This window comes from Flavobacterium sp. SM15 (assembly GCF_022012335.1).
Taxonomy (GTDB): domain Bacteria; phylum Bacteroidota; class Bacteroidia; order Flavobacteriales; family Flavobacteriaceae; genus Flavobacterium.
Genome location: NZ_JAKLTO010000003.1, coordinates 65,124 through 91,339 on the forward strand (window position 1 = coordinate 65,124; position 26,216 = coordinate 91,339).

General features: G+C 36.0%; 27 protein-coding genes. 17 read left to right on the plus strand and 10 right to left on the minus strand.

Annotation, left to right across the window (positions count from 1 at the left end; all coding sequences use genetic code 11):
* The first annotated feature begins 154 nt into the window (after nucleotides 1-154).
* Entirely contained in the window at nucleotides 155-970 is an 816-nt protein-coding gene (locus LZZ90_RS05890; protein ID WP_237789766.1) for a 2,3,4,5-tetrahydropyridine-2,6-dicarboxylate N-succinyltransferase, read from the plus strand.
* A gap of 48 nt (nucleotides 971-1,018) precedes the next feature.
* Here LZZ90_RS05890 and LZZ90_RS05895 read toward each other — a convergent pair whose 3' ends face one another.
* Nucleotides 1,019-1,777 (minus strand): lipopolysaccharide kinase InaA family protein, encoded by a 759-nt coding sequence (locus LZZ90_RS05895; RefSeq protein WP_237789767.1) that lies wholly within the window; start codon nucleotides 1,775-1,777, stop codon nucleotides 1,019-1,021.
* Between the two features lie 64 nt (nucleotides 1,778-1,841).
* Here LZZ90_RS05895 and LZZ90_RS05900 point away from each other — a divergent pair, with 64 nt between their 5' ends.
* Entirely contained in the window at nucleotides 1,842-2,903 is a 1,062-nt protein-coding gene (locus tag LZZ90_RS05900; protein WP_237789768.1) for a glycosyltransferase family 9 protein, read from the plus strand.
* A 60-nt stretch (nucleotides 2,904-2,963) separates the two neighbouring features.
* Here LZZ90_RS05900 and LZZ90_RS05905 read toward each other — a convergent pair whose 3' ends face one another.
* Nucleotides 2,964-3,779, minus strand: a complete 816-nt coding sequence (locus LZZ90_RS05905; protein WP_237789769.1) for a glycosyltransferase family 2 protein — start codon at nucleotides 3,777-3,779, stop codon at nucleotides 2,964-2,966.
* A gap of 54 nt (nucleotides 3,780-3,833) precedes the next feature.
* Between LZZ90_RS05905 and LZZ90_RS05910 the strand changes: the two genes are divergently transcribed.
* The gene (locus tag LZZ90_RS05910; RefSeq protein ID WP_237789770.1) at nucleotides 3,834-4,571 is read left to right on the plus strand and encodes a glycosyltransferase family 2 protein; all 738 of its coding nucleotides are present in this window, start codon (nucleotides 3,834-3,836) and stop codon (nucleotides 4,569-4,571) included.
* On the opposite strand, the gene LZZ90_RS05915 is transcribed toward LZZ90_RS05910, so the two are convergent.
* Nucleotides 4,563-5,213 carry a polysaccharide deacetylase family protein gene (locus LZZ90_RS05915; RefSeq protein ID WP_237789771.1) on the minus strand — a complete coding sequence of 217 codons (651 nt, stop codon included), beginning with the start codon at nucleotides 5,211-5,213 and terminating at the stop codon, nucleotides 4,563-4,565. The genes LZZ90_RS05910 and LZZ90_RS05915 overlap by 9 nt on opposite strands.
* A gap of 135 nt (nucleotides 5,214-5,348) precedes the next feature.
* Between LZZ90_RS05915 and LZZ90_RS05920 the strand changes: the two genes are divergently transcribed.
* The 10 genes from LZZ90_RS05920 (at nucleotide 5,349) to LZZ90_RS05965 (ending at nucleotide 14,927) form a co-directional block, all read left to right on the plus strand.
* Nucleotides 5,349-6,104 carry a glycosyltransferase family 2 protein gene (locus LZZ90_RS05920; RefSeq protein ID WP_237789772.1) on the plus strand — a complete coding sequence of 252 codons (756 nt, stop codon included), beginning with the start codon at nucleotides 5,349-5,351 and terminating at the stop codon, nucleotides 6,102-6,104.
* A 64-nt stretch (nucleotides 6,105-6,168) separates the two neighbouring features.
* The gene (locus tag LZZ90_RS05925; RefSeq protein WP_237789773.1) at nucleotides 6,169-6,966 is read left to right on the plus strand and encodes a glycosyltransferase family 2 protein; all 798 of its coding nucleotides are present in this window, start codon (nucleotides 6,169-6,171) and stop codon (nucleotides 6,964-6,966) included.
* On the plus strand, nucleotides 6,963-7,898 hold the full coding sequence (locus tag LZZ90_RS05930) for a glycosyltransferase family 2 protein (RefSeq protein ID WP_237789774.1): 936 nt from the start codon (nucleotides 6,963-6,965) through the stop codon (nucleotides 7,896-7,898). Before LZZ90_RS05925 ends, LZZ90_RS05930 begins: the two co-directional genes overlap by 4 nt.
* Nucleotides 7,895-8,839 carry a hypothetical protein gene (locus LZZ90_RS05935; RefSeq protein ID WP_237789775.1) on the plus strand — a complete coding sequence of 315 codons (945 nt, stop codon included), beginning with the start codon at nucleotides 7,895-7,897 and terminating at the stop codon, nucleotides 8,837-8,839. The genes LZZ90_RS05930 and LZZ90_RS05935 overlap by 4 nt, the downstream gene beginning before the upstream one ends.
* Nucleotides 8,840-8,842: 3 nt before the next feature.
* Nucleotides 8,843-9,817 carry a glycosyltransferase gene (locus LZZ90_RS05940; RefSeq protein WP_237789776.1) on the plus strand — a complete coding sequence of 325 codons (975 nt, stop codon included), beginning with the start codon at nucleotides 8,843-8,845 and terminating at the stop codon, nucleotides 9,815-9,817.
* 10 nt (nucleotides 9,818-9,827) lie between these two features.
* Nucleotides 9,828-10,586: an FkbM family methyltransferase gene (locus LZZ90_RS05945; RefSeq protein WP_237789777.1), complete on the plus strand. Its 759-nt coding sequence runs from the start codon at nucleotides 9,828-9,830 to the stop codon at nucleotides 10,584-10,586.
* 22 nt (nucleotides 10,587-10,608) lie between these two features.
* The gene (locus LZZ90_RS05950) at nucleotides 10,609-11,766 is read left to right on the plus strand and encodes an acyltransferase (protein WP_237789778.1); all 1,158 of its coding nucleotides are present in this window, start codon (nucleotides 10,609-10,611) and stop codon (nucleotides 11,764-11,766) included.
* Between the two features lie 2 nt (nucleotides 11,767-11,768).
* On the plus strand, nucleotides 11,769-12,341 hold the full coding sequence (locus LZZ90_RS05955; protein WP_237789779.1) for an L-threonylcarbamoyladenylate synthase: 573 nt from the start codon (nucleotides 11,769-11,771) through the stop codon (nucleotides 12,339-12,341).
* An 83-nt stretch (nucleotides 12,342-12,424) separates the two neighbouring features.
* Nucleotides 12,425-13,843 carry a CCA tRNA nucleotidyltransferase gene (locus LZZ90_RS05960; protein ID WP_237789780.1) on the plus strand — a complete coding sequence of 473 codons (1,419 nt, stop codon included), beginning with the start codon at nucleotides 12,425-12,427 and terminating at the stop codon, nucleotides 13,841-13,843.
* A 64-nt stretch (nucleotides 13,844-13,907) separates the two neighbouring features.
* The gene (locus tag LZZ90_RS05965) at nucleotides 13,908-14,927 is read left to right on the plus strand and encodes a heme A synthase (protein ID WP_237789781.1); all 1,020 of its coding nucleotides are present in this window, start codon (nucleotides 13,908-13,910) and stop codon (nucleotides 14,925-14,927) included.
* Here the strand turns inward: LZZ90_RS05965 and LZZ90_RS05970 are convergent.
* The 7 genes from LZZ90_RS05970 to LZZ90_RS06000 all read right to left on the minus strand — a co-directional run bounded on the left by LZZ90_RS05970 (nucleotide 14,908) and on the right by LZZ90_RS06000 (nucleotide 22,198).
* Nucleotides 14,908-15,675 carry a LytTR family DNA-binding domain-containing protein gene (locus LZZ90_RS05970; protein WP_237789782.1) on the minus strand — a complete coding sequence of 256 codons (768 nt, stop codon included), beginning with the start codon at nucleotides 15,673-15,675 and terminating at the stop codon, nucleotides 14,908-14,910. The genes LZZ90_RS05965 and LZZ90_RS05970 overlap by 20 nt on opposite strands.
* Before the next feature lie 27 nt (nucleotides 15,676-15,702).
* The gene (locus LZZ90_RS05975; protein ID WP_237789783.1) at nucleotides 15,703-17,193 is read right to left on the minus strand and encodes a glycosyltransferase family 39 protein; all 1,491 of its coding nucleotides are present in this window, start codon (nucleotides 17,191-17,193) and stop codon (nucleotides 15,703-15,705) included.
* Nucleotides 17,194-17,250: 57 nt separating this feature from the next.
* Complete coding sequence (locus LZZ90_RS05980) at nucleotides 17,251-17,574, minus strand: 2TM domain-containing protein (protein WP_237789784.1); 324 nt, start codon at nucleotides 17,572-17,574, stop codon at nucleotides 17,251-17,253.
* Between the two features lie 3 nt (nucleotides 17,575-17,577).
* Entirely contained in the window at nucleotides 17,578-17,883 is a 306-nt protein-coding gene (locus LZZ90_RS05985) for a 2TM domain-containing protein (RefSeq protein WP_237789785.1), read from the minus strand.
* 2 nt (nucleotides 17,884-17,885) lie between these two features.
* The gene (locus LZZ90_RS05990; RefSeq protein WP_237789786.1) at nucleotides 17,886-19,223 is read right to left on the minus strand and encodes a histidine kinase; all 1,338 of its coding nucleotides are present in this window, start codon (nucleotides 19,221-19,223) and stop codon (nucleotides 17,886-17,888) included.
* A 46-nt stretch (nucleotides 19,224-19,269) separates the two neighbouring features.
* Nucleotides 19,270-19,899 carry a M48 family metallopeptidase gene (locus LZZ90_RS05995; protein WP_237789787.1) on the minus strand — a complete coding sequence of 210 codons (630 nt, stop codon included), beginning with the start codon at nucleotides 19,897-19,899 and terminating at the stop codon, nucleotides 19,270-19,272.
* A 145-nt stretch (nucleotides 19,900-20,044) separates the two neighbouring features.
* A complete protein-coding gene (locus LZZ90_RS06000; RefSeq protein WP_237789788.1) occupies nucleotides 20,045-22,198 on the minus strand; it encodes a TonB-dependent receptor in 2,154 nt (717 codons plus the stop codon).
* A 362-nt stretch (nucleotides 22,199-22,560) separates the two neighbouring features.
* Here LZZ90_RS06000 and LZZ90_RS06005 point away from each other — a divergent pair, with 362 nt between their 5' ends.
* The 4 genes from LZZ90_RS06005 to LZZ90_RS06020 all read left to right on the plus strand — a co-directional run bounded on the left by LZZ90_RS06005 (nucleotide 22,561) and on the right by LZZ90_RS06020 (nucleotide 26,215).
* Nucleotides 22,561-23,712 (plus strand): T9SS type A sorting domain-containing protein, encoded by a 1,152-nt coding sequence (locus tag LZZ90_RS06005; RefSeq protein ID WP_237789789.1) that lies wholly within the window; start codon nucleotides 22,561-22,563, stop codon nucleotides 23,710-23,712.
* Nucleotides 23,713-23,802: 90 nt separating this feature from the next.
* On the plus strand, nucleotides 23,803-24,255 hold the full coding sequence (locus LZZ90_RS06010) for a YciI family protein (protein ID WP_237789790.1): 453 nt from the start codon (nucleotides 23,803-23,805) through the stop codon (nucleotides 24,253-24,255).
* A gap of 237 nt (nucleotides 24,256-24,492) precedes the next feature.
* Complete coding sequence (locus LZZ90_RS06015) at nucleotides 24,493-24,846, plus strand: MmcQ/YjbR family DNA-binding protein (protein ID WP_237789791.1); 354 nt, start codon at nucleotides 24,493-24,495, stop codon at nucleotides 24,844-24,846.
* A gap of 88 nt (nucleotides 24,847-24,934) precedes the next feature.
* The gene (locus LZZ90_RS06020; RefSeq protein ID WP_237789792.1) at nucleotides 24,935-26,215 is read left to right on the plus strand and encodes a chloride channel protein; all 1,281 of its coding nucleotides are present in this window, start codon (nucleotides 24,935-24,937) and stop codon (nucleotides 26,213-26,215) included.
* The last annotated feature ends 1 nt before the right edge of the window (nucleotide 26,216 follow it).

The window sequence follows — 26,216 nt, forward strand, 5'->3', positions numbered from 1 at the left end:
GAAAAGGGAAAAGGGAAAAGAGAAAAGGAAAAACTATTCTTATCACAATTCATCACAAAACTCTTATCCCTTATAACTTATCCCTCATAACTCATAACTTACAACTCATAACTTATAACTCAAAATCCTTTATCTTTGCTCAAAATCAAATTTTATGAACGCATTACAAACCATTATCGAACAAGCTTGGGAAAACCGTGCTTTGTTACAGGAAGAAACTACAACCAAAGCGATCCGTGAGGTGATCGAACTTTTAGATTCAGGAAAATTACGCGTGGCCGAACCAATTGAAGGCGGCTGGCAGGTAAACGAATGGGTGAAGAAGGCCGTGGTGATGTACTTCCCGATTCAGAAAATGGAAACGTTGGAGGCGGGAATTTTTGAATACCACGACAAAATGCCTTTAAAACGCAATTATGCCGAAAAAGGAATTCGTGTAGTTCCAAACGCAGTGGCACGTCATGGTGCTTACATCTCAAGTGGCGTGATTTTGATGCCAAGTTATGTAAACATCGGGGCTTATGTAGATGAAGGAACCATGGTAGACACATGGGCAACCGTGGGAAGCTGTGCTCAAATTGGTAAAAACGTTCACTTGAGCGGAGGTGTTGGAATTGGTGGGGTTTTAGAACCATTACAAGCCGCTCCGGTAATTATTGAAGACGGTGCGTTCATTGGGTCACGCTGCATCGTGGTGGAAGGAGTTCGTGTAGAAACAGAAGCGGTTTTAGGGGCGAATGTTTGTTTGACAGCTTCTACTAAAATTATTGATGTTACAGGAGACACACCTGTAGAAATGAAAGGAATTGTTCCGGCACGTTCTGTAGTGATTCCGGGAAGTTATACTAAGAAATTTGCAGCGGGAGAATACCAAGTACCTTGTGCACTGATTATCGGAAAACGTAAACCTTCAACGGATTTGAAAACGTCTTTAAATAACGCTTTACGCGAATATGATGTAGCGGTTTAATCCTCTCGCACAGAATATAAAAGAAAAGCTCCAAATTATGGAGCTTTTTTATTTGCGTTTCAGTTTGCGTTTCAACCACTTCTTTTTGGTGATTTTGCGTTTGAAATCTACTGTTTTTTCTAAAAGGATTTGATTAAGTTTTGCTTCAGATTCGCCACTTAGTTCCGCATATTTTTTAGCGATTACTTTTACCATGGTTTTGGAAAGCCACATCTTTTTGAAATTATCCATTCTAGCTTCGATGGAAAGGTTTTCAAACTTCATGCGGTTCAAGTCAATCAGGTAGAAATCGTAGTGCCCAGCTCCTTTTTTAATAATTAAAGTATTACCCGGCGAATGGTCTAAGAAATTTACCTTTGCTTGGTGCATCTTAAAAGTAAACTCGGCAAATTGCTCTAAAATAAGGTTTCGCTCGGGAAATAAAGGATCATGAATTAGTTCTCGGATGGTGAAATCGTAATCGATTTGTGCACTCACATAATAACTGTCGCCCAACAAGCCTAAACCACTTCGCTCTTCAATATAAGCAATAGGGAACGGAGTTGGGATATTGTGCTTTAAAAGATAATTCGCATAATCAAACGAGCGTTTAGCTTTGGTACTTCTGAAAAACGAATAAATTATCGATTTTACAGCGCCCGGTTTCTTAAAATACTTCAGATTTACCTTCTCACCCCCCAGAACATTTGATTTAATGGTGTTACGAGAACCTTTTACAATCAGGTCGCCTTCCTTAAAAAAGTTGCTAACCAACTGAAGCAAAGCCTCTTTCTGATTTTCGTATTGGGAATGAGTAATGATTCGCACGCTTGTAGATAATATTTTGGTTTAAAAGTATAAAAAATAGTACTTTGCACCAAGAATTAGTTTTATGAAGAAGATTTTAATCATACAAAACAAACGGATCGGCGATGTATTAATCAGTTCGGTAATTGCCAACAATTTCAAGGCAAAATATCCGGAGAGTGAAGTGCATTTCTTAGCTTACGATTTTACGCACGGTGTAATTATAAACAATCCCAACATTGATAAAATCATCTCCATCAATGATAAAGAGCTGAAAAAACTTCCGGTTCTTTTAAAACTGATTCGTCAAATCCGAAAGGAAAAATACGATGTGATTTTCGATCCGTATTCCAAAACGCAAAGCCGACTGATCTGTAAATTTTCGGGAGCCAAACAAACCATCGGGCACAAAAGCCGTAAGAAATTTGGAAACTGGGGGTATTACACCCATCCTGTGGAAATATCCAAAGAGAAAACTAAAATTTGTGGAAAAGCCATCGAAGACCGAATCCATCTTTTGAGTCAGGCCGGTAACTTCGAACCGATTGATTACGAACCGAAAATCTTTTTATCCGAAGCAGAAAAAAAAGAAGACTGGCTGGGCAAATACGCCAATAAAAAAGTAATCGTACTGGGTGTTTTGGGAAGTACTCCGCAAAAGTCCATGCCTTACGAATATGTCGCTGAAATGTGTGATTTCATTGCCGAGCATTACGATGTAAACCTTCTTTTCAATTATGCACCGCATCAGAAAGAAGAAGCCATGAAAATCTACCAAATGTGCCAAAAGAAGGAAAACATTATTTTGGATATTTATGCGCCTAGCATTCGTGATTTCATTAAATTAATGTCCCAATGTAACGCTTTGGTTTCTAATGAAGGAGGAACCGTACATATTGCAAAAGCCTTGAACAAGCCTACCTTTACCATCTTTTCACCCTATGTAAACAAAGACCATTGGGCGAGTTTTGAAGACGGTAAATTTCATCATTCCGTGCATTTGTTGGAAATGAAACCGAATTTATTTGACAGCTTTACTTTTGAAGAACGTAAAAAAATAGAAGCGAATCCGGACGAATTGTACAAACAGTTAACTCCGGAACTAATTCTTCCCGAACTTGACAAATTCCTAAAAAACAATTTATAAAAACAAAAAAGCTCCGAATGAATCGGAGCTTTTTTTATTTCTTAAAACTAAGACTGAGAACTATTTAACAATCCCAAAGTCCGTCCATTTTTTCTTTTGTTCTTTGGTTTCTTTTCGAATGTTCAAATTTTTATTGATCGATTCCGGAGTAGCATAGCCTCTTGGATGATCCAAATGCAAACAAACCGTACTGTAACGAATCTGTTTGGGCTTGATACCTAAATTTACCAGGCGCTCTCCAAGTTCTCTGTCCTGACCGCCGTATTGCATACGCTCATCGAAACCATTGATGGCAACAATATCTTTTTTCCATCCGGAAGCATTGTGACCGTTCCAGCTTGGTGTGGTTGGAGTCAGTAAATTTAAAAACCAGCTTTTTAAACCTAAGGCATTTACCTTATTATTTTTAAATGAGGATTTCATTCCGTGTTTTTTAAGCCAATCCACTTCAAAACACTTTCCGGAATAAACATCTTCTTTAGTAATATCTTTAGATAAATTCAACGGCAGTTTATGATAACCACCGGAAAGAAAATAACCCTCTTCACGAAATTTGATGTGTTGTTCTACAAAATCCGGTCGCGGAATGCAATCACCATCCGACATCATAATATAATCAGTGGTACAAGCTAAAATCGCTTTGTTCAGAATTTGAGATTTCTGAAAACCGTTATCTTCATGCCAAACATGAATGATAGGATAGAACACTTCTTTTTTCATCTGCTCAATCAAATCAAAAGTGTCCTTACGGGAACCATCATCGGCAATAACCATCTCAAAGTTGCGGTAGGTTTGTGTGTTATAGCCCCAAATCACTTTTTTAAGCCATTCGGGAGAATTATACGTGCTGATAACAACAGAAATATTCTTTTGCATAATGCTGCAAAGGTAACCTAATTTTGCTAAATTTGTTTTTCCTAAAACGAAATAATGAGTACGCTTTCGGTAATTATTCCTACCTATAACGAAATAAATTATATTGAAGATGCAATTAAATCGGTAGCTTTTGCCGATGAAATCATTGTTATTGATTCGTTCAGCAGTGATGGAACTTACGAAAAAGCACAAGCGTTAGGCTGCAAAGTACTTCAACGAAAATTCGACAATTTCTCCAGCCAGAAAAACCACGCAATCGCTTCGGCAACCAAAGATTGGGTTTTGTTTCTAGATGCAGACGAGCGCGTTACTCAAAAACTCAAATACGAAATTCTATCGGCAATTGAAAGCGAAAAACATTCGGGTTATAAAATCTGTTTTCCACATTTTTACATGAACCGTTTTCTGTACCATAAAGTTGACAAAGTACTTCGTTTGGTAAAAAACAACAACATTCAGTTTTCTGGTGATGTGCATGAGAAACTTCATGTAGAAGGAAGTATCGGAACACTGAAAAATTTCATGATTCATTATACGTATAAAGGGCTTTTCCATCTTTTACAGAAAAAAGATTCTTACGCTTGGTTTCAGGCAAATACTTCTGTTAAAAAAGGAAAAAAAGCCACCTATTTCCATTTGGTCTTCAAGCCGTTTTATAGATTTTTCTCTTCTTATATTTTAAAGAGAGGTTTTATGGACGGGATTCCGGGACTGGCTTTGGCAAGCATTAACGCTTATGGGGTTTTCTCTCGTTATGTGAAGATTTTATTGATCGAGAAAGGCTTAAAATAGCTTCAATTTTCCGAAACGTATTTTCAGCCTGAATTTCAGCAAACTTTCTTCGCCTTTAACATCGATTCGCATAATTTCATAAGGGTTTTTAAAAGGAAATTTGTTGATTTTATTCCCAATTCGCAATCCCATTTTAATGTTATTTTGAAGTAATGTTGCCTTGAACTTCGACTTTTGCGGCTCTTTTTTCGGATAATTACCATAAGGATATGCAACGGATGAATGCACTTTTAAATTTTGCTGCTCAATCAGCGCAAAGCATTTTGAAAAATCATCGTGAATTTCTTCCTCCGAAAGCGCTGCGTATTTTTTATGCGCATAAGAATGAAATCCTAACTCGATGGTTTCCGGAAGCGCTTTTAACTGCTCAAAAGACATGATAGGCTCGTTTCCGTTATTCCATTGATCGGTTTTGCCAACATAAGCAAATGGGACAAAAAACGTTGCTTTTAATTGGTACTTTTGGAGTAATTCAACAGCAAGCAACTGGTTTACAGTAACATCATCAAAGGTGATTATAATGCTTTTTTCAGGAATTTGAGTGCGATTTTCCAATTCCGAGAGATGAAATGTCTGAAAATTATTTGCTGCCAGATAACGAAAATGACTTTCTAATTTTTCTGACGAAATTGTTAAACCCATGGAGTTTCTTTCATCCTCGCAAACATTATGATACATTAATATGGGTAAACGCGCCATTTCGTTATTTTATATTAGTAAATAAATGTAAAATTATTACATTTGCCCTTATTGCACACAAATAGAAGCCAAAATAATTTGAAACCAAAAATTACTGCATTAGCCATTACTTTAAACGAAGAGGAAAACGTAAAACGTTATGTTGAGAGTTTATCTTTTGCAGATGAAATTATTTTTGTGGACTCTTTCAGCACCGACAAAACGGTAGAACTTGCTGAGAGTTTGGGTGTTAAAGTACTCAAAAGAGAATTTGACAATTTCTCAAACCAACGAAACTTTGCCATTTCCCAAGCTAAAAATGATTGGATTCTTTTCTTCGATTTAGATGAAATTGTAACTCCTGAGCTTGAAGCAGAAATCATTTCGGTGACCTCTTCCCAAACTGATTTTGTGGCCTATTTTGTGAAACGAAATTTCCATTTTTTAGGAAAACACATCAAATACGGTGGCTGGCAGTCGGATAAAGCAGTACGTGTTTTCAATAAAAACCACTGTAAATACAACGGTAACTTAGTACACGAAGTAATCGCCGCCAATGGAAAAGTAGGCTATTTGAAAGAACGTGTTAACCATTTCAGTTACAAGAGTTTTGACAACTACAACAACAAACTCAACCTGTATAGTAAACTTCAGGCAGAAAGCCTTTACGCGAAAAACAAACGTCCCGGCGGATACCACTTTTTTATCCGTCCGAAGTACCGTTTCTTTTGGCAATACATATACCGTTTAGGGTTTTTAGATGGAAAAGAAGGGTTTATCCTGGCTTACGTACATGCTTTTTCGGTTTTTAAACGTTATTTACAATTGTGGATGATGTACCGAAAAATCGAATAATTGATTCTTTCTTAAATTGCCCAACTTATTATTTTCAGCTATTTTTGACAATAATTTACTGATTATGAAAAACTTACATACCTGCTCCTTAGTAACACCCACCTACAATTGGCCTCAGGCACTAGAACTTTTACTGTTGAGTATTCTGGAACAGACGGTTTTACCCAATGAGGTAATCATTGCTGATGACGGCTCTAAAGAAGAAACCAAAGCGCTTATCGAAAAATTTCAACAGAAGTTTCCGGTACCGCTGGTTCATCTTTGGCATGAAGACAACGGAAATCAGAAACCGAAAATCATGAACAAAGCCATCGCTAAGTCTAAATACGACTACATTGTCGAGATTGACGGCGACATCATTATGAACAAACACTTTGTAGAAGATCATTTAAAATTTGCTGAAAAAGGATTTTATCTTTTTGGTTCACGTGTTAATATTCAGGCCAACATTTTAGATAAGATTTTCAAAAATAAGACCATACATTTCAATTATTTCTCAGAAGGAATTAAGAAAAGAGGCCGTACGCTTCGTATTCCATTTTTAATGAATTTTGCTAAGGCACATGAGAAGCGTTCCGGAAAATTACGAGGATGCAACATGTCATTCTGGAGGGAAGATTTCATCAAAGTAAACGGTTTCAATGAAAGTTTGGTTGGCTGGGGAATTGATGATTCTGAAATGATTCAACGCCTGCACAACATTGGCATCAAAGGGAAACGATTGAAATTTGCCGGGCTTGCATACCATATTTATCATAAAGAGCAATCCAAAAGCCATATCGAAATCAACAACCTGATTGAGAAAGAAACCACGGAAAAAAAATTAACCACAATTGACAAAGGAGTAAACCAGTATTTATGAGTACTGAAAAAAAATACGACGTTGCAGTAATTTTAATCAATTATAATTCCAGTGATTTTACAATCAACTGCATTGAGAAAATTATTGAAAAAACAAGCACTGCACTCTCCTATCAGATTGTGGTTGTGGACAATGCATCGGAAAAAGAAGACTGTAATAAAGTGGAACAGTTCTGCAATAAAGCAAATCTGGAACACTTAACTTTTGTTCGCAGTAAAATTAACACCGGTTTTGGTGGCGGAAATATGTATGGTGTGCAATTCGCCAACGCCAATTACTATGCTTTTGTAAATAACGATTCCATTTTTATAAACGATTGCCTTTCCATTATTGTAAATGCAATGAAAAACAATTCGGAGTACGGGATTTGTGGACCATTATGCTTTAAAGAAGATGGGAAATTACTCCCGACAATCGATCATTTTGCTTCACCGGGCAGGGAAATTTTAGGTAGAAAATTTCTGGAAAAATTCAATCCCAAGATCTATCCAAACCGAAAAACAAAATACACTGAGCCAAAACAGGCCCAATTTGTTTCCGGCAGTTTTATGGTGGTTAACGCTGCAGATTTTAATGCTGTTGGAGGTTTCGACACCAACATCTTCTTATATTATGAAGAAACTGATTTATGCAAACGCCTTCTAAAAATGGGTAAAAAAGCGTTTTTAATTCCGAAGGCCGAATTTATTCACTATCATGGAGTAAGTACACCGAGTTCTATCAACATAAAAATTGAACTTAAAATTTCACTTTTATACGTAATCAGAAAACATTACGGGTTTATTTGGCACCGTATTTTGCTCACTTATCTTCAGGTTCAGTATTTTTTCAAAAGTTTTTTTAAACCGAAATACTGGCCACTGTTTAAAGTTCTTTTCAAAGGGGCATCTTTATCCGATTCCTTAAAAACCAAACAAAGAATCCAATCATGAAAGTGTTGTTCTTATGTCCGGATTACTTCGGAATCTATAAAGAAATAGAAAAAAGCATCCAATCCAATTTTGATTGTGAACTGACAACTGTTGTTTTCAAAAACTACAAATACAAATCTGTTTTTCATAAAATTCTCAACTCTTTGGCGAAAGTTTTCATGGGCCGAAACCTAAAAAAAGAATGGGCTAGTGCCGAGCGCGTAAAATCCATTGCGAAAAATGCCCAATATGATATTCTTTTTGCCATCAGTCCGGAAATGCTTTTAAATAAAGATTTGGAACGCATTACCAAACAATCCAAAAAAAACGTGGTCTATTATTGGGACAGTTTTAAAAATATTCCGCGCTATCACAGAACGTTACAGTTTTTCGATAAAAAATTCAGCTTTGAAAAAGACGACGTTGCTCAACTAAATTTGGAGTTTCTAACCAATTTTTATTTCAAAGAAGCAACACCATCAGAAACAACTTTGGATGTTTTTTTCATCGGAACTTTCGACAAACGCTACGACACTTTAAAAGATATTGCTTCTAAATTGCTTAAGGCTAACAAAACCGTTAAAATTATCCTGCAAAACCCAAATCAGGACATTATTGACAAACATACTTGTGAAGGCATCGAATTTATAAAACAACCCATTCCGGTTTCTGAAACCGAATCGTATTTAAAGTCGGCTAAAATTATCTTGGATATTCAAAAAGACATCCAAAAAGGACTTACTTTCAGGGTTTTTGAAGCCATGGGACTCAAGAAAAAACTCATTACCACAAACAAAGACATCGTAAATTACGATTTCTATAATCCAAACAATATTTTGGTTTGGGACGAAAATAAAACTTCGATTCCGGAAAGCTTTATATCTTTGCCGTACGAAGAACTTCCAAAGGAAATCTACGAAAAATACAATAGTAACAACTGGATAAAAAAGGTTTTAGAATAGCTTATGAAAATTTCTGTTGCTCTTTGCACCTACAATGGTGAAAAATTCATTAAAGAACAGCTTAATTCGATTCTTAATCAAACCATTGGTGTTGATGAGATTGTTATTTGTGATGACCGTTCAAAAGACAACACCACCGCATTAATTAATGAATACAGCAATAAATATCCAGGCAAAATAATCCTGCACATTAACCAGAGTAACCTAGGCAGCAATAAAAATTTTGAGAAAGCAATTAAGCTTTGCACGGGCGATTATATCTTTCTTTCCGATCAGGACGATATTTGGAGAAACGATAAAGTTGCTAAAACCATGGAGGTTTTCAATACAAATCCTAGTGCCGAAGGTGTTTTTTCTAATGCCAATTTCATCAACGACAGCAGCGAGATCATCCATAACGAATTGAGCTTATGGGCCAGTGTTAATTTTTTTGAACCTTCTTACCGTAACAGTACCAATTTATTCAATTCATTAACTAACATTGGTAATTTTTTAACTGGGGCAACCTTATGCATTAAAAAGGAAGTGAAAGACTTTTGTTTTCCATTCAAAACCACCAAAGAATTTATTCATGATGAATGGTTTGCCTTTTTACTGGCCGAAAGGAAAACCTTGTTTTTAAGTACCGAAAATTTAATTTCCTACAGATTGCACAGCTCTCAACAGCTTGGTGTGGGTGTTTTAAAAACTTCATTAAAAAAACAAAAAAGAAGCATCCGGTTCAACCGTTTGATGTTGGGAGTTGATAAACCTAAATCTTTTAAAGATTACAAATCGGTGTCCAGAGCTTATTTTTATCAATACAAAAAATACAAGCAATTATTTGACGATTATAAAGATGAGTCTTTTTTTGAAATTTCAGAAAATCTGAAGCAAAAATACATAGAAACCGACCAGGCCATGAAAAAGCACAACTTCATTTTATATTGGCTGAGAAAATACAATGACAAAAGAAAAAACAAAAGACAATTAGACTAAAATATACATTATGTTAAAAAAAGTAGTATTATTCAAATTATTAAAAAAACACTTCAAATTTATAGATGCCTTTGCTCTTCTTTTGGGAATTAGCAATGGTAAAGAGACTATTAAATTACCCAAATTAAAAAGAACATTATTCCTTAGAAAAAACAGTAAAGACCTTGAAACATTCGAGGAAATTTTCTTAACAAACCTGTACAATACACCGCTGCCGATTAAACCCAAAAACATAGTGGATGCAGGGGCCAATGTTGGGTTAGCTTCATTGTTTTTCAAACTTAAATATCCACAGGCAAACATTGTAGCCATCGAAATTGAAGAAAAAAATGCCGAAATGATCAAGAAGAATACGGCCGGTTTGGAAAATTTCGAATTATGGAAAAATGCCCTTTACAATAAAAAGGCTTTTTTCAAAATCATTGATCCTTACAATGCAACCAATAGCTTTCAAATTAAAGAGGTTGGAGCCTCTGAAAGTTATGATATTGAATCGGTTACCATTGACGAGGTTTTAGAAAAAAAACAATGGGAAACTATTGACATTTTAAAAATAGACATTGAAGGGGCTGAAAAACAGCTTTTTGAAGAAAATTACCAAGCCTGGTTACCGAAAGTTAAAATCATTATGGTTGAAACTCATGACAGAATGATTCCGAAGTGTTCCTATACGGTTATGAAAACTCTAAACGATTATAATTATATTTTATTCACGACAACTGAGGGTACTTTAATTTATTATAATTTGTCACACATTACCCTTCCTTAATAGAGGCAATTAAAAGGTTAAAATGGATTTCTTAACGCTGAGCATTATATTTATTGGTCTATTCGGCATATTATTTTGCTCTGTTTATATCATAAATCTAATCCTTCCTGTCTCTTTGGAAGATATTAAGTATAAATCCATTGATGGGTTAAGAGGATATTTAGCCTTTTTTGTTTTTTTACATCATAGTTACATTTGGTATTTTTTCCTTCATGGCAATGCTTGGGAAGAACCCAAATCTAACTTATTCAATCAGTTCGGACAGACAAGTGTACTCTATTTTTTTATGATTACCTCTTTCTTGTTCACTCGAAAACTTATTGAAGCGAAGGATCAAATCAATTGGAAAAGATTATTCCTGTCACGATTTTTGAGGATTTTTCCAATGTATTTTGTTTCAATTTTGACCTTACTTTGCATCGTGGCTTACGAATCTGATTTTACAATTAACGACAAAATAAGTCACATCATAAGAGATACCTTCAAATGGTTGAATTTTACCATCAGTGGTGCTCCAAACCTAAATAATGTAAACAATACTTATCTGATCAATGCCGGTGTAGCCTGGTCGTTGCCATTTGAATGGATGTTTTATTTTTTACTGCCAATTCTTGCCCTTGGTTTCAAAATAAAACCATCTAAAAAAGTACGTACAATAACCTTAGTGGTTTTGATCTATATGATACTTGAGAACAAGCCCAACCTTAAATTGTTCTTGCCTTTTGCAAGCGGTATTGTTGCAGCATTGCTTTACGATTATAAAAATCGTTTCCAAAATTACAGCCAAAGTATAAGTCTTATAATCTTGGTACTCTCTGTGGTTTCAGTCATTTTTTTCAACCATGGTAAAGACTTCATTCCTGTATTGATTTCAACAATCATATTCATCTTTATCACTTTTGGTAATTCTTTTTTTGGAATTTTGCATTGGCCGATTTCAAGAAAGCTTGGGCAGATAACCTATAGTATTTATCTTGTTCATGGAATCATATTATTCATTGCATTTAACTATATTATAGGTATTGTAGAGGTTTCAAAATTTTCAGTATTTAATTATTGGAAAACAATAGCAATTTGCATCTTTCCAATCTTATTTTTATGCCAGGTATGCTATCTTTACATTGAAGTCCCATTTATCAAAATGACGGAAAAAATAATGGCCCGAAATTCAATTAAATAAATATGAGTCAAGACATTAATAACGAAGTACACAATGCTTACGAAGTAATCAAAAACGGCGGAATCATCCTCTATCCTACCGATACCGTATGGGGGATTGGTTGTGATGCTACAAATCCTGAGGCCATAAAAAAGATTTACGCCTTAAAGCGGCGCGAAGAAAGCAAAAGCATGATCGTGCTGATGAACTCGGATCGAATGATGTATAATGTCTTTAAAGAAATTCCTGAAGTAGCCTGGCAAATACTTGATTTATCTGAAAAGCCAACCACTCTAATACTGGACAACCCAAGAAATGTCGCTGAAAACGTAATAGCGGAAGACAAAACCCTAGGAGTTCGATTGGTAAAGGAACCATTCTGTTTTAAACTGATGGAACGCATGAAAAAGCCTTTGGTTTCAACTTCTGCCAACATTTCCGGTCAACCTACCCCAAAATCATTTAAAGAAATTAGTCCTGAAATTTTAAAAGGTGTGGACTATGTGGTAAATTTGCAGCACGATAAAGTTTGCGACAAACCTTCAACCATTATCAAACTGACTGCAGACAGTCAAGTGACGATTATCAGAAAGTAGTTTAAAGTCGCAGTCTCGGTTTACAGTTTATGGTTTACAGTTATCAACTTTAAACTCTGAACAATTGAACTTGAAACTTAAGCATGAATTACAAAAACGCATTACAAGATAAAATCTTCGAAATCATTGCTCGCGCAGCCCGTGAACTTAATGTGGAAAGTTACGTTATTGGCGGGTTCGTACGTGATTTAATTTTACAACGCGATCATAAAAAAGACATTGATATTGTAGCCGTTGGCAGCGGTATCGATTTAGCCTTAAAAGTATCTGAACTGATTGCTCATAAACCAAAAGTACAGGTTTTCAAAAATTACGGAACTGCAATGCTTCGTTATCAGGATATGGATATCGAATTTGTAGGTGCCCGAAAAGAGAGTTATCAATTTGAAAGCCGAAATCCTGTTGTGGAAAATGGAAGCTTGGAAGACGATCAGAACCGACGCGATTTCACCATTAACGCCTTAGCACTTTCCTTAAACGAATCCAATTTTGGTGATTTAGTAGATCCTTTTGCTGGATTAAGCGATTTGGAAAGCAAAATCATCCGAACGCCTCTAAATCCGGACATTACTTATTCTGACGATCCGTTACGCATGATGCGCGCTATACGTTTTGCTTCTCAACTTAATTTTGAAATTGAAGTCAAATCTTTGGAAGCCATTTCAAGAAATAAAGAACGCATCAACATCATTTCCGGAGAACGCATTGTAGACGAACTCAATAAAATACTGATGTCTAACACTCCTTCGGTTGGATTCTTACTGCTTTACAAAACCGGATTATTAGATATAATTCTTCCGGAATTAACTGCTTTGAATCAGGTCGAGGAAATCGAAGGACATACCCACAAAAACAACTTCTATCACACGTTAGAAGTGGTGGATAATATTTGCCCAAATACCGATGATGTTTGGTTGCGCTGGTCGGCCTTATTGCATGATATCGGAAAAGCACCCACAAAAAAATACAACAAAAAACAAGGCTGGACTTTTCACGGCCATGAGTTTTTAGGTGGAAAAATGGCTAAAAAAATCTTTGAGCGCCTGCATATGCCTCTGAATCATAAACTGAAATTCGTTCAGAAAATGGTCATGATGAGTTCCCGTCCTATTGTTTTGGCTCAGGATATTGTGACCGATTCTGCAGTGCGTCGTTTGGTTTTTGATGCCGGAGAAGATGTGGAAAGCCTGATGACTTTATGTGAGGCCGACATCACCACTAAAAACCCGAAGAAATTTCAGAAATACCATAACAATTTCAAGATAGTCCGTGAGAAAATCGTGGAAGTGGAAGAACGTGACAAGGTTCGTGTTTTTCAGCCGCCAATCTCCGGAGAGGAAATTATGGAGCTTTTTAATTTAAAACCTTCTCGAGAAATTGGGGTTTTAAAAGAAGCGGTAAAAGAAGCGATTTTAGAAGGAGAAATCCCTAACGAATATCAGGCCGCTTATGATTTTGTACTGAAAAGAGCCGAAAAAATGGGCCTTAAAAAAGCAACCTAACATTTATCATATTCTTTAAACACTAAATAAAAGATATTTGCAGCTGTAACTTGAAACCAGAACCATGAACTTTAATAAAATTGCCAAAACCGCTTTAATTTTAGTCTATTTAGTAATCGTTGCCGGCGCACTGGTTCGTATGACTGGATCAGGCATGGGTTGTCCTGACTGGCCAAAATGCTTCGGATACTACATTCCGCCTACCAATGTTAAAGAACTTACCTGGAGTGAGAACCGGGATTTTAAAAAAGGACAGGTAATTATTAAAGACGAAGGGTTATGGGTAGCTAAAGACAATTTCACTACCGGAGCCGAATTTGATGCTTCACACTGGGAAAAATATACTAAACACGATTATGCACTATTCAATCCTACACATACTTGGGTGGAATATGTGAACCGTTTAGTAGGAGCTTTAGCCGGACTGGCTTGTTTTGTGATGGCAATTGCTTCGTTTAGACTCTGGAAAAAAGATAAGAAAATAACATTACTTTCTTGGTTTGTAGTTTTCCTGATGGGTTTTCAAGGCTGGTTAGGTGCTACTGTTGTTTACAGCGTTCTGAATCCGGTAAAAATCACGATTCATATGGTTATGGCGCTCATTATTGTAGCCGTAATTTTGTACATTATTCAGCTTGTTAACCCTACACAATCTACTAAAGTATTCAATGCTACTTTTAGAAATGTACTTTGGTTTTCGTTGTTTTTAACGCTGATTCAGGTCGTTTTGGGAACCCAAGTGCGTCAGTTTGTAGACGAACAGGTAAAATCAGGAATTGGAAACGAAACGCTTTGGTTAAGTAAACCGGAACTGAGTTTCTACTTTCACAGAACGTTTTCCTTTGTGGTATTTTTCGTGAATTTGTTCCTTTACCTTAAAAACAAAAAACTGAATTTAGGGTTTGGGAAAATCAATTGGGTACTATTTTTGATTTTTGCGGAAGTACTTTCGGGAATTGCCATGTATTACTTCCACTTTCCTTTTGGTAGTCAAACCCTACATTTGGTGATTGCATCAATATTGTTTGGAATTCAGTTTTATATGATTTTAGAAGCAAGAAAATCTATCCAATCCACTCTTTAAAATCGTTAACGCGCTCGCGGGCAACAATTACTTCGTCTTCATTATAAGATGGAAGAATTACTTTCAATCGTGAATTACTGTGCATCTGAATTTCTTTGATGGCTTTCATCGGAACTATAAATTTACGGCTCACACGGTAAAAATCTTTTGGGTCGAGTTCGGTTTCCAGTTGCTCTAAAGTTCCATCTAGCAGATAATTACGATTATCCAAAGTATGCAGATAAGTGCCTTTGTTTTCGCTGTAAAAACACTCAACTTCTTCAATATTGATTAACTTTAATTGTTGGCCAATTTTTACAGTAAATCGTTTTTTGTAATTTTTATCAATAGGATTTACGAGCATTTTTTTTATCATCTCGAAATCTAAAGAAAGATTTTGGGGCTGATTGCGCGTTTTGAATTTATCTACTGCCACTTCCAGATCATCTTCATCAATTGGTTTTAACAAATAATCTATACTGTTGAGTTTGAATGCGCGCAAAGCATATTCATCATAAGCCGTTGTGAAAATCACGGCACTTTTAATAGGTTGCTGAGCTTTGTCGAAGTGCTCAAAAATCTCAAACGATAAACCATCCGACAATTGAATATCCAGAAAGATTAAATCAGGATGCGGGTTATTCTCAAACCATTCCAATGATTCTTCCACAGAATGCAGCATAGTAATTACTTGCAATCCTAATTTTTCAACTTTGCGCTGCAACAAACGTGCAGCCGGTTTTTCGTCTTCAATAATAATGATGTTCATACTCTTGCTGTTTTCAGGCAATCTTCCCTATTCAAAAATATATTTTTCCAGTTCAGGCCACATTTTACGAATGTCTTTTTTGGGTTTTCTGCAAAGGAACACAGGAATATTGTTTTCCTCGTCAATTGCATATTTGTGCTTGATCGTTTTAATTAAAGTGTGCTCTTCAAAAAGGCTGTAAACAACCTCTTCCTCGTTCCCCAAACTTATAAAAACTTTACCCTCTTTATCTCCAGGCCCCCAAGTCCAGAAACTGCCGTGAGCACAGGTCGGATCAGGAAGTTTATACTTATCCCCAACTATTTTCACTGCTCCCGCTTCGCCGTAATTTTCAGCTAAAATAACACATTGCTCTTTTTCATCTTTTGGCAATGATTGGTAAATGCTGTCTACTAACTTAACCTGTTCTTCCCATCCGAACATATCGGCATAATCATCGGTTAGAATGATTCGACCGTCTTTTTCAGGCTCCAACTTTGCATAACTTACAAACTTTTCGATGGGTAAAACCGGTGCCGCCATCGGAAGAAAAAAAAACGCCGGGAGCAAGAGCACAACAATTACTGCATAATTCCAAACCGGTTTTTTCTGAAACAGTTTTTCAATTTTTACAGCTCCCAAAGCAAACAATACCGGATAGGCCGCAAAAAAGTAATACGCTTTTGATTGCAAAAACCACATAGTGAAAAACATTACCAATACCGCTATGGCAAGGCATGAATATTTTTTTAATTCTTTATCTAGAAAGGTTGCTGTAACCCCAATTAAACTAACCAGTAACGTAAAAGGAAGCTCAAGTTGTTCCAAAGCAAAATCATAAGGCCCGATTTCGTCCAACTGACTTTTTTTCAATTCCTCTAAATGGGCTAAAAGCGGAAAATTGTGTGTGTATTGCCAGATTATATTGGGCAGAACAATAAGTAAAGCTAAAAGCCCTGAAATGTAAAGCCATTTATTTTTAAAAGAACTTCCTTTTTCATGAAACAATAGACCGATAACAATTCCGAATCCCCAAACAACAACGGTGTATTTGTTCATCAGTCCTATTCCCGCAGTAATTCCAAGGAAAATAAGGTATTTATTGCTTTTTGAATTTAGGTATCGAACAAAATAATAAAACCCTAAAGTCCAGAAAAACTGATCAAAAGCAACTGGCTGAAAATGGGTATGGTTACGAAAGAAAGGTATAAAAGCCAATACAGAAACCCCAGCCAAAAGAATGGCATTTCTTTTACCTCCTAATTCCTTGGCAATTAAACAGCAAAGCACAAGAATTCCAATACCCGCCAAAGTTGCAAAAATACGTACACCTGATGGTGTATACCCAAACATAAAATGTGCTAGTTTTCCAACCACTGCAATAAATGGTGGGAATTCCATATATCCCCAAGCCAAATGCTCGCTAACGGAAAGGTGCAATAATTCATCGCGATGAAAACCGTAATTTGGATTGGCTACAAAGTGAATTATCAGTTTAACAAAAGAAAGAATAATAATAACCAGCAGGTACTTTTTCATGATTTAGTTCGAGTGTTACGCCCTCAAAGCTAAGGATTAACTTTATATTTTATAAAATTATTCCCACTTTCCTTGTTGCTCATGTTCCTTACCCATAAATTCTTTGATTTTTCGCTCTTCCCAGTTTTTTCCGAAGATAAGATGATGCCCAAAAACACTCACACCGTGTGCCAATAAACCAATTCCCCAAAAGAAAGCCGTAAAAAAGTTCTGAAACTGAAAATAACTTTCACCTGGTTTTAAGTCTCTGATGTTTAAACAAACGATCATAATGTTCACGATCACATAAGCCAAAAGATGCGAATAAAACCCTTTTAATCGTTTTACTCTCTTTTCTGCGGCTTGGTAACGCTGGTCGAAATTATTGTTAGTACTTTCCATGAGTTATTTCCATTGATTTTTACGACGTTCTTCTTCTTCCATAAATTCTTTAAGCTTACGCTCTTCCCAATCTTTACCTAAAAAAGGCATGATATTGAAAACGCGCATAGCATGAACGGAGACTCCAATTCCCCATCCTAACATCGGCCAAAAAAACCAAAGATGCTCCGGAGAAGTTAACAGGTTAACCGCCACTAAAAAAAGGTTCACCACTACATACGACAACAAATGACCGTAAAACTCTTTGATTTCCTTTACCCTTTTTCGGGCACTTTCGTACTTTTCGTTTTCGTTATAATTTGATTCCATGATTACTTCCAGTTTTGTTTGTTTAAATCCTTGTTCATGAGTTCCTTAATCTTGCGCTCTTCCCAATTTGAACCGAAGCCAAAAACGCCAAATCCGTGAAAAATAAGCCCCATTCCCCATCCGATCATCGGAAACCAAAACCATTGAAACTTAGAGGAGAATTGTAAATTAATGAATATTAATACCGGAATGACAACGCAATACGACAATAAACTACCATAAAAACCACGAATGGCTTCCACACGTTTTTTAGCTCTGTAATACGATGATTCTTCTTTGTAATTATATGTTGGTTCCATAATTGCTATTTGTTTTGTTAATAGTGGAAGTTCCACTGTAAATTCTTTTTCGGTTTGTGTAATGTTAACTTTTCGGTTGGTTAGAATTGCATAACGACTTATAATATTCTGTAAACCAACACCCTGACGGTCTTTTAAAACTTCTTTCTTTTGCAGATCGTTCTGAACAATCAGATAATTTTCCCTTTCAAAAATTCGGATGTATAACGCCTTTTTCTCACTTACCACGTTATGTTTTATCGTATTTTCAAGAAGCAATTGCAGGGAAAGCGGCACAACTTTAGCATCAGGATTGTTCACTTTTTCAGGCAATTCAAAGAAAATACTGTTCTCGAAACGCATTTTTAAAAGATTCATATAGGTTTTGGCAAACGCTAATTCCTCTTCAATACTAACCAATTCCTTATCGCGTTGTTCCAGAACGTAACGGTAAATTTTGGATAACGAGGAGGTGAATTTTTGTGCACTTTCCGGATTTTCCTCAATTAATGAACTCAGCACGTTCAAACTATTAAAAAGAAAATGCGGATCGATCTGATTTTTTAAACTTTCAAATTTAGCCGAAGCCGTTCCCGCAATAATTTTCTGCTCTTTTACCCTGTTTTCCTGATAAGAACGGTAAAAGTAAACCGCATGAACAATCAAAGTAATAATGAACGTAATGATAATGGCTACCAGATAGTTTGCTGCTCTTTCATTCAGGAGAAATTCTTCCATAGTCGCCTTGTTCACCACGACTTCTTCAAAAATGTGAAGCAGAAAAATTGTAAAAATCGATACCAGAAACGATGCGATAAAACCAAGTACCAATCTTTTTATGGTAAACCGTTCTCCGATAAAAATTTTATCTAAAAAGATAAATATCAAAGAGTTGGTCATATACAAAGAAACTCCGTACAATAGTGTATACTGCAAATTCATGAGTAATCTGTGATCCATACCAATCTTCGAACCGCTAAGCCAACTGATGAACGTAAGTACAACAAAAACAATAAAGCTAAGTCCGATAGATTTTAAAAACTCTTTAAGGTATTTATTCATTTTAAATTTGATATTTCAGATTGAGGCTTGACTTAGATTTCCTTGATTATTTTCCACAAGTAACTAAAAGCTCCTGTGCTCGGTCCAACCCCCAATTCGGATGAAAAGGTGTTTCCGGTTTAAATTTAGCAAAAAGTTCTATTGAACGTGCCACTTCTTTACACATTGGTTTGGTATCGGTTCCCCAGTATTTTGCTCCTCCGATTTCAAATTCTGCTTTTGAGAATACCACTCGTGGGTTTTCCGGTGCAATTGCCTGTGCTTTATAGTATTGCTCCATCGTTTTAGAGGAATACTTCATTCCGTTGGTCATTGGGTCTTGAACAATCCAAGCCGTATAAATTAAAGCCTGCACTACCATTAACTCCGGATTGTTCGGGCTAATTGCCGTTGCATCGTCCAAAGCGATTTGTGCTTTGTCTAAATAAGCAGGATTTTTCGATTTATCCTTTGATTTGAACGTTTCAATAGTGTTTACAAGCGCCACATAATAATTTGGTAACCAATTGTTTTTTTCAACTGAGGCAATTCGTTCAAAAATTGCAGTTGCTTCCGTTGCTTTACCTTCTTTCCATAAACCCAATGCTTTTCCCATTCCTTGTTCATACTGTGATGGTGCTTGTGCGAAAGCCATTCCGCAAATCAATACTACTAATGTTGTGATTAATCTTGTCATAATTTGTTTTTTTAATGATTGTTTAGTTTTTGGTTGTTGTGATTGATGATGAAAACTCTTTTAATTTATACTTCAAAAGTACTTCGGTTTTTACACCTAATAAATTTATGGTTACCGAATTGTCGAATTTTGAGGATGAATCGTTTTATAAGTTATTCAATTGATTTTTGCTCTTATCCTGACTGATGGTCCAGAAGAAACCAATAAAAAAGAAACGATCTGCCGGTTGTGTAATCGCCTGACGTTGAAACTGTCCGCTTAAATCCGGCGAGTTGGCGTATTGGTACCCAAAAACATTATCCCTTCCCAAAACATTGGAAACTGAAAAGTATAAAATCTTCTGTGGGGAAAGCAAATAAGCCCAGCTCAAACTTAAATTGTTGTATGCTTTGGTTTTCCCGTTCATAAAAGCAGTTTCGTTTGGATTATCATAAGGACGTCCTGTTGCAAAACTGTTGGTTGCACTTAATTGTGACTTCCAATCTTCAATCCAATATTTCCCTACTACAGATAAAGTATGATTCGCTACGAAATTTGGGGTAACTTGCGTTTCGTAATTTTTATAGTCGCGTTTACTGTCTATGTAAGAGTAGGAAATCCAATAATCCAAATATTTGAAACTTTTACTATCGCGCCAAAACACATCCAATCCTTTAGCATAACCGAAACCGTTGTTATTATAGTTGCTGTTGTACATTGGCATACTGCTGTCGTATTTCACTAAATCGGAGTAATCTTTGTAGAATAACTCTGCTCGTAATGTTTTTCCGTTAGTGGTATATAAGTAATTTAAAATGTAATGTGAGGTTTTTTCATAGTCGAAGTTGGAATGAAATTTAAGATAGTCCTGTTTCGGATTCTGATGAAAATCACCATACGCCAAACAAAACTGACCGTTCTTACTTACTTTATACGCCAATGAGATTCGAGGATCGACTATGCTTTTATCAATTAAATCACTATTCATGGCACGAACTCCAAGTTTTGCGGCTAACTTTTTAGAAAAGAAAACATCGGTTTCTGCATAAACAGCGCCAACATTATTGCGGTAGCCATCTCGTAAATTCCCATAGGAAGCGTTGTTGTAGTTTTCATCGAAATCAGTAATAAAATAATCACCTCCAAAAGCCAAGTTAACACGATCGGAAAACTTCTTGGTTAGTTTAAGTTTCATATGGGACGCATTTTCCCTGTTTTTTAATTTATCCAAATCCAATCCGATTTTATTCTGCCCATACCCAAAACTGATTCCCGTTTGAATGCTCCATCCCATTCCAAAATTGCCTTTGTAGGATGAATTCAGGTAAAAATTATTGTTTTGCGTATCCACACGAATCGGGGTTGGTGAATTGATGTTTTTTTGATTTAAATCGAAGTTGGCGTGATCAAAAGCGGCGTACAGTTTAAAAAGCCCATTTTCAAAATGACGTCTGAAAACTGTTTCCCCAGACATTGACTGATAAGCTCTGTTCCAATCTACTTTTTGTTTAATAATCTTCTGGTAGGGCGCCAAATCTATATATGACAAGTTAAAACTCAATGACGATTTCTTCCATTTCTGGGTATTTCCTAAACCCAAACCAACAGTCATGTAAGCCATATCGGTTTGTTCCTGCTCAGGTTCGTTAATCGTGTTGAGCAACAAAACACTGGAAAGCGCATCGCCAAATTCTGCAGAATATCCCCCTGTGGAAAACGTCATTCCGCTAAACAAAAAAGGAGAAAAACGCCCGCGGGTTGGTAAATTATTGGCTGTCGCTCCATAAGGTTGGGCCACGCGAATTCCATCTATATAGGTTTGAGTTTCGTCGGATTCTCCTCCTCTAACAAAAAGTCTCCCGCTCTCGCCTACAATTTGCGCTCCGGGCAAGGTTTGCAAAGCGCCTACAATGTCCCCTGCTGCTCCTGCTGTAGTCACAATATCAAGCGGTTTTAATGCCGATATCTTTGAATTGTCTCCGGCTTTAAAAGTTCCGGCTGAAATTACCACAGCATCCAACGAATTTACACTTTCACGAAGCTTAATCGTAATTGGCGTATAAGTTTCAATAACGATTGATGTTCTATGGGTTTCAAAACTCAGGAAGGTTACTACTAAGGTTTGTGTCCCTTTTTCGGAAGTAGTGAATGAAAACTCACCCTTGGCATCGGTTGAAGTTCCATCGTAAGCACCTTCAATAAAAACGTTTGCAGTTTCAATTGGCTTCCCTTTGGAATCGGTAATCTTTCCAGAAATAGTGCTTTGAGCCAGTAATGTAAAACTGTAAAAAAAGAAAACTAAGGTAAATAACTTATTCATTTTGGTTGATTTTGATAGAGCAAATTTCCATCAGATTTTTCCCCAAACATAAAAAAGAATACCGAATTGTAATTTTTAACGGATGAATTGTAATTCTAATTTTAAAGACCTAAAAAGCTATTAAACAACACAAAACACTGAAATACAACAATTTAATTCATTAATTTTGTATAATAATTCTTCTTACTTAAAAGGAGACAAGATTGTTTTTGCAGAAGTTTAGACCACAATAAACGCAATCGGCACTCAATTTAGACGGATCCGCCCGATTACCCCATTTTGGCTGGATAAAGTGTGAATGTAAAGCACTTATGTTTTCAAAAATCAATAAAATTTCAAAACAGAAATTTAAACAGTTCAAAATGAAATCAAACATTACTTCTTCTCAAACAAGAAAAAACACTTACATCCTCTTACTTTTTTGGATGCTTTTCTTAACCGGTATGAATTCGACCGCGCAGAATATTTATTCCGCTCTTAGTGAGACCTGGACTAACAATGCCTGGCAGAAGGAAACACAAACCTTAAACACTTATGATTCTAACAATTACCTCATCAATTCATTAATCCAATCTTGGACAGCCCCTTCCGGCCCATGGGAAAACACTGTTCAGATGAATTATACTAATAATTCTGATGGTACTGTAAGTCAATCGGTAACACAAACTTGGAATGCGGGAAGTAGTACATGGGAAAATGCTCAACGTACACTTTTCACATACAATGCCGCTAAAAAAATACTTACTGAAATTTCTCAATTCTGGAATAGTGGCGATTGGATCAATATCTCTAAAGTAACTAATACTTATGATGGAAGTGGCTATCGAATCAACACTTTAAATCAAAGCTGGAATTTCATAACCAGTGATTGGCGTAATGAAAGCCAGACCATTTTTACCAATAATGCTAACGGATCAATAAATCAAAGTCTTACCCAAAATTGGAATGGTAGTATATGGGTAAATTACCGAAGAACCTCTTACACCTATAATGCGGGAGACAAGGTAACAATTGCCGTAACTGAAAACTGGACCGGAACCAATTGGCTCACCGGCACAATGGAAACCAATACCTATGATGCAAGCGGATACCTTATCAATAGTTTATCACAATCCTGGAGCAGTTTTTCAGGAATATGGGTAAATACCAGCCAATCCATTTACACTAATAATGCTAGTGGCAACCCTTTACAGATTGTTTCTCAAAACTGGGATTCCGGCACAAGTTCGTGGGTAAATGACACAAGATTAACCTTTGACTATACCTTAGGAATTTCAGACTTTATAAAAGACAGCTTATTTGCCGTTTATCCAAATCCAACAACTGATGTAATTAATGTTAAATTAATCGATTTCAACAGCGATGCCATGTATTCCATTACTGATCAAACCGGACGAATCGTGCAAAAAGGACAATTGAATTCTGAATTAACTTCTCTTGATATAAGTGCTTTGGCAAAAGGTATATACATATTCAGCATCGATAAAAACAACATGAAAATCATCAAAAATTAAAGAAAAAAAACAAAAAAATATTATTTTCTAAAACACAACCCATACTTAACAAATAATTTTATATTTGTAAGAATACCAAAAAATTATAACATGAGAAATATTTTTCTGGCTTTCCTGTTATGTGTTAGTTATACAGCATTATCCCAGGAAAAAAACACTTACGACGAGAAACTGGCAAAAGAACTCGGCGCAGATCAGTATGGCATGAAAACTTATGTTTTTTGCATTTTAAAAACCGGTTCCAATACCACCGCTACCAAAGAAGAAAGAGCAAAATACTTTGAAGGCCATATGGCAAACATAAACCGTTTGGCTGCGGAAGGCAAATTAGTGGTGGCCGGGCCTTTCATGAAAAACGAACGTAACTACCGTGGAATCTTTATCTTTAATTGTTCAACTGTTGAAGAAGCTCAAAAATTAGTCGAAACCGATCCTGCTGTGAAAGCAAAGATATTTGAAGTAGAGTTAACACCTTGGTACAGCAGTGCCGCATTAATGGAAGTTTCCAAAAATCACGATAAAATTGCCAAAACAAAAATGTAACACACACTTACATTTTACAACTAATCATCATCAATCATCAATCAAAATGAGAAAAATAAAATCCATCTACAGGTTGGCCCTGTATTTTTTTTGCTACTCATCTAAAATCTCTACACAGTGGCAATTAGCCAAAAAGACTGGAACATTAATTCCTGAAAAAGTTTTCCTAAACGAACCCTTTACTAGGCAGCATATGCCTAATCTTGGAAACAAAAACATAAAATAACAAGCTAACCTATGAATATTGAAGATTTACAACAACTTTGTACGTCCTTTCCACATACAACCGAAGATATCAAATGGGGAAACGATTTGTGCTTTTGCATAGCCGAAAAAATGTTTTGTGTGGCGGGTTTAAACCAATCACCAACCTCGGCATCTTTCAAAGTTACTCCAGAAGAATTTGATGAACTTACAGCCCGAAATGGCATTGTTCCCGCTCCATATGTTGCACGTTACAAATGGGTTTTAGTGGAAGATATCCGAACGCTCTCCTCAAAAGAATGGCAATATTATATTAATCAGTCGTATGCTTTGGTTTCGGAAAAACTGTCTCCAAAAATTAAAAAACAATTGGGCTTAAAGGCATAACAAAAGAAAAACTTTAACGTTTTTAAAAGGCTTTATGCTTTTGGAGTGATTATTTTTGTAAATCAAAATAGTACTGATTACCTAAATAATGAATAAAACCCAACGGCTTAGAAAACAATACCCCTGGATTAAATTACAAAAAGTAAGCATTGCTTCGTTACTGATTGGTTTTTTGTGTGCTTTTTTGGCTGTTTGCCTAAAACACCTAACCGAACATTACGAAGAAATCTTGTTTCATAAAGCCAAAGAAAACTGGTTTTTGTTTTTGGTTTTCCCGGTATTTGGCTTGTCGGTTATTTATTTCTTACGTCACTATCTTTTCAAGAAAAAAGAAAATAAAGGTATTAAAGAGATTTTCGAAACTACGGCTTCCAAAACCCAAAACCTACCAATATACAAAGTACCATCTCATTTTTTTAATGGATTATTAACTGTGGTTTTTGGTGGTTCTACCGGTATTGAAGTCTCTACAGTTGTGGCCTCAGCGGCAATCGGATCCGTTGCACAAAAAAAGGACAATCTTTTTAAACGCTACAAAACTGAATTAATCTGCGCTGGTATTGCCGCAGGAATCACTGCTTTGTTTAGCAGTCCAATTGCGGGAATTTTGTTTTCCTTTGAAGTCATTTCCAAAAAAATAACCAAAGCATTTGCTCTATCTACAATTTTAGCGGTAAGCATCGCCTACGGTTTCATAATTATATTAGACGAAAAACCGCTGTTCGAAGTATCGGTTTCCACCTGGCATCTTCATGCTTTTCCTTACTTCCTTTTATTGGGAGTTTTGGCTGGAGTGAATTCTGTTTACCTTACAAAATCGGTACTTTTACTAAAAAATCGTTTTGCTAAAATTGACAATCATTCCACTAAAATTATTGTGGGATCGTTAATTATCAGTGCATCATTATTGATTTTACCTCAATTGTACGGAGAAGGTTATCACTCCATAAAAACAATTTTTGAAAATTCGGAATCGGTAATTTTAACCCTGCCTTTTGTTTTAACATTACTTGGGATCCTTTTCTTAAAACCAATTATAACTTCCATTACTCTAGCCTCGGGCGGTGATGGCGGTGTTTTTGCTCCAAGTATGTTCATTGGAGCATTTCTAGGATTATTGACTGCATTGGTTTTGAATACTTTTTTTGATGCCGATGTAATTCCGCTCAATTTCATGATTATAGGGATGGGCGCTATGCTAAGCGCCAGTATACATGCACCCTTTACAGCCCTATTCCTAATTTGCGGACTTATAAATGATTATACACTGTTTTTTCCATTACTGATTGTTTGTCTGGTATCAAAAACCACAGCGAAACTCATTTATCCCTACACTGTTTATTCTTATCAGCCTCAAAACATAAAGTAAT

What these genes read in the sequence shown, in the direction of transcription:
- LZZ90_RS05925 (WP_237789773.1), top strand. Translation starts at nt 6,169, where the DNA reads ATGAAAAACTTACATACCTGCTCCTTAGTAACACCCACCTACAATTGG.
- LZZ90_RS06010 (WP_237789790.1), top strand. Translation starts at nt 23,803, where the DNA reads ATGAGAAATATTTTTCTGGCTTTCCTGTTATGTGTTAGTTATACAGCA.
- LZZ90_RS06000 (WP_237789788.1), bottom strand. Translation starts at nt 22,198, where the DNA reads ATGAATAAGTTATTTACCTTAGTTTTCTTTTTTTACAGTTTTACATTA.
- LZZ90_RS06015 (WP_237789791.1), top strand. Translation starts at nt 24,493, where the DNA reads ATGAATATTGAAGATTTACAACAACTTTGTACGTCCTTTCCACATACA.
- LZZ90_RS05940 (WP_237789776.1), top strand. Translation starts at nt 8,843, where the DNA reads ATGAAAATTTCTGTTGCTCTTTGCACCTACAATGGTGAAAAATTCATT.
- LZZ90_RS05995 (WP_237789787.1), bottom strand. Translation starts at nt 19,899, where the DNA reads ATGACAAGATTAATCACAACATTAGTAGTATTGATTTGCGGAATGGCT.
- LZZ90_RS05970 (WP_237789782.1), bottom strand. Translation starts at nt 15,675, where the DNA reads ATGAACATCATTATTATTGAAGACGAAAAACCGGCTGCACGTTTGTTG.
- LZZ90_RS06020 (WP_237789792.1), top strand. Translation starts at nt 24,935, where the DNA reads ATGAATAAAACCCAACGGCTTAGAAAACAATACCCCTGGATTAAATTA.
- LZZ90_RS05890 (WP_237789766.1), top strand. Translation starts at nt 155, where the DNA reads ATGAACGCATTACAAACCATTATCGAACAAGCTTGGGAAAACCGTGCT.
- LZZ90_RS05945 (WP_237789777.1), top strand. Translation starts at nt 9,828, where the DNA reads ATGTTAAAAAAAGTAGTATTATTCAAATTATTAAAAAAACACTTCAAA.
- LZZ90_RS05960 (WP_237789780.1), top strand. Translation starts at nt 12,425, where the DNA reads ATGAATTACAAAAACGCATTACAAGATAAAATCTTCGAAATCATTGCT.
- LZZ90_RS06005 (WP_237789789.1), top strand. Translation starts at nt 22,561, where the DNA reads ATGAAATCAAACATTACTTCTTCTCAAACAAGAAAAAACACTTACATC.
- LZZ90_RS05910 (WP_237789770.1), top strand. Translation starts at nt 3,834, where the DNA reads ATGAGTACGCTTTCGGTAATTATTCCTACCTATAACGAAATAAATTAT.
- LZZ90_RS05950 (WP_237789778.1), top strand. Translation starts at nt 10,609, where the DNA reads ATGGATTTCTTAACGCTGAGCATTATATTTATTGGTCTATTCGGCATA.
- LZZ90_RS05915 (WP_237789771.1), bottom strand. Translation starts at nt 5,213, where the DNA reads ATGGGTTTAACAATTTCGTCAGAAAAATTAGAAAGTCATTTTCGTTAT.
- LZZ90_RS05935 (WP_237789775.1), top strand. Translation starts at nt 7,895, where the DNA reads ATGAAAGTGTTGTTCTTATGTCCGGATTACTTCGGAATCTATAAAGAA.
- LZZ90_RS05980 (WP_237789784.1), bottom strand. Translation starts at nt 17,574, where the DNA reads ATGGAAAGTACTAACAATAATTTCGACCAGCGTTACCAAGCCGCAGAA.
- LZZ90_RS05905 (WP_237789769.1), bottom strand. Translation starts at nt 3,779, where the DNA reads ATGCAAAAGAATATTTCTGTTGTTATCAGCACGTATAATTCTCCCGAA.
- LZZ90_RS05990 (WP_237789786.1), bottom strand. Translation starts at nt 19,223, where the DNA reads ATGAATAAATACCTTAAAGAGTTTTTAAAATCTATCGGACTTAGCTTT.
- LZZ90_RS05975 (WP_237789783.1), bottom strand. Translation starts at nt 17,193, where the DNA reads ATGAAAAAGTACCTGCTGGTTATTATTATTCTTTCTTTTGTTAAACTG.
- LZZ90_RS05965 (WP_237789781.1), top strand. Translation starts at nt 13,908, where the DNA reads ATGAACTTTAATAAAATTGCCAAAACCGCTTTAATTTTAGTCTATTTA.
- LZZ90_RS05955 (WP_237789779.1), top strand. Translation starts at nt 11,769, where the DNA reads ATGAGTCAAGACATTAATAACGAAGTACACAATGCTTACGAAGTAATC.
- LZZ90_RS05900 (WP_237789768.1), top strand. Translation starts at nt 1,842, where the DNA reads ATGAAGAAGATTTTAATCATACAAAACAAACGGATCGGCGATGTATTA.
- LZZ90_RS05930 (WP_237789774.1), top strand. Translation starts at nt 6,963, where the DNA reads ATGAGTACTGAAAAAAAATACGACGTTGCAGTAATTTTAATCAATTAT.
- LZZ90_RS05985 (WP_237789785.1), bottom strand. Translation starts at nt 17,883, where the DNA reads ATGGAATCAAATTATAACGAAAACGAAAAGTACGAAAGTGCCCGAAAA.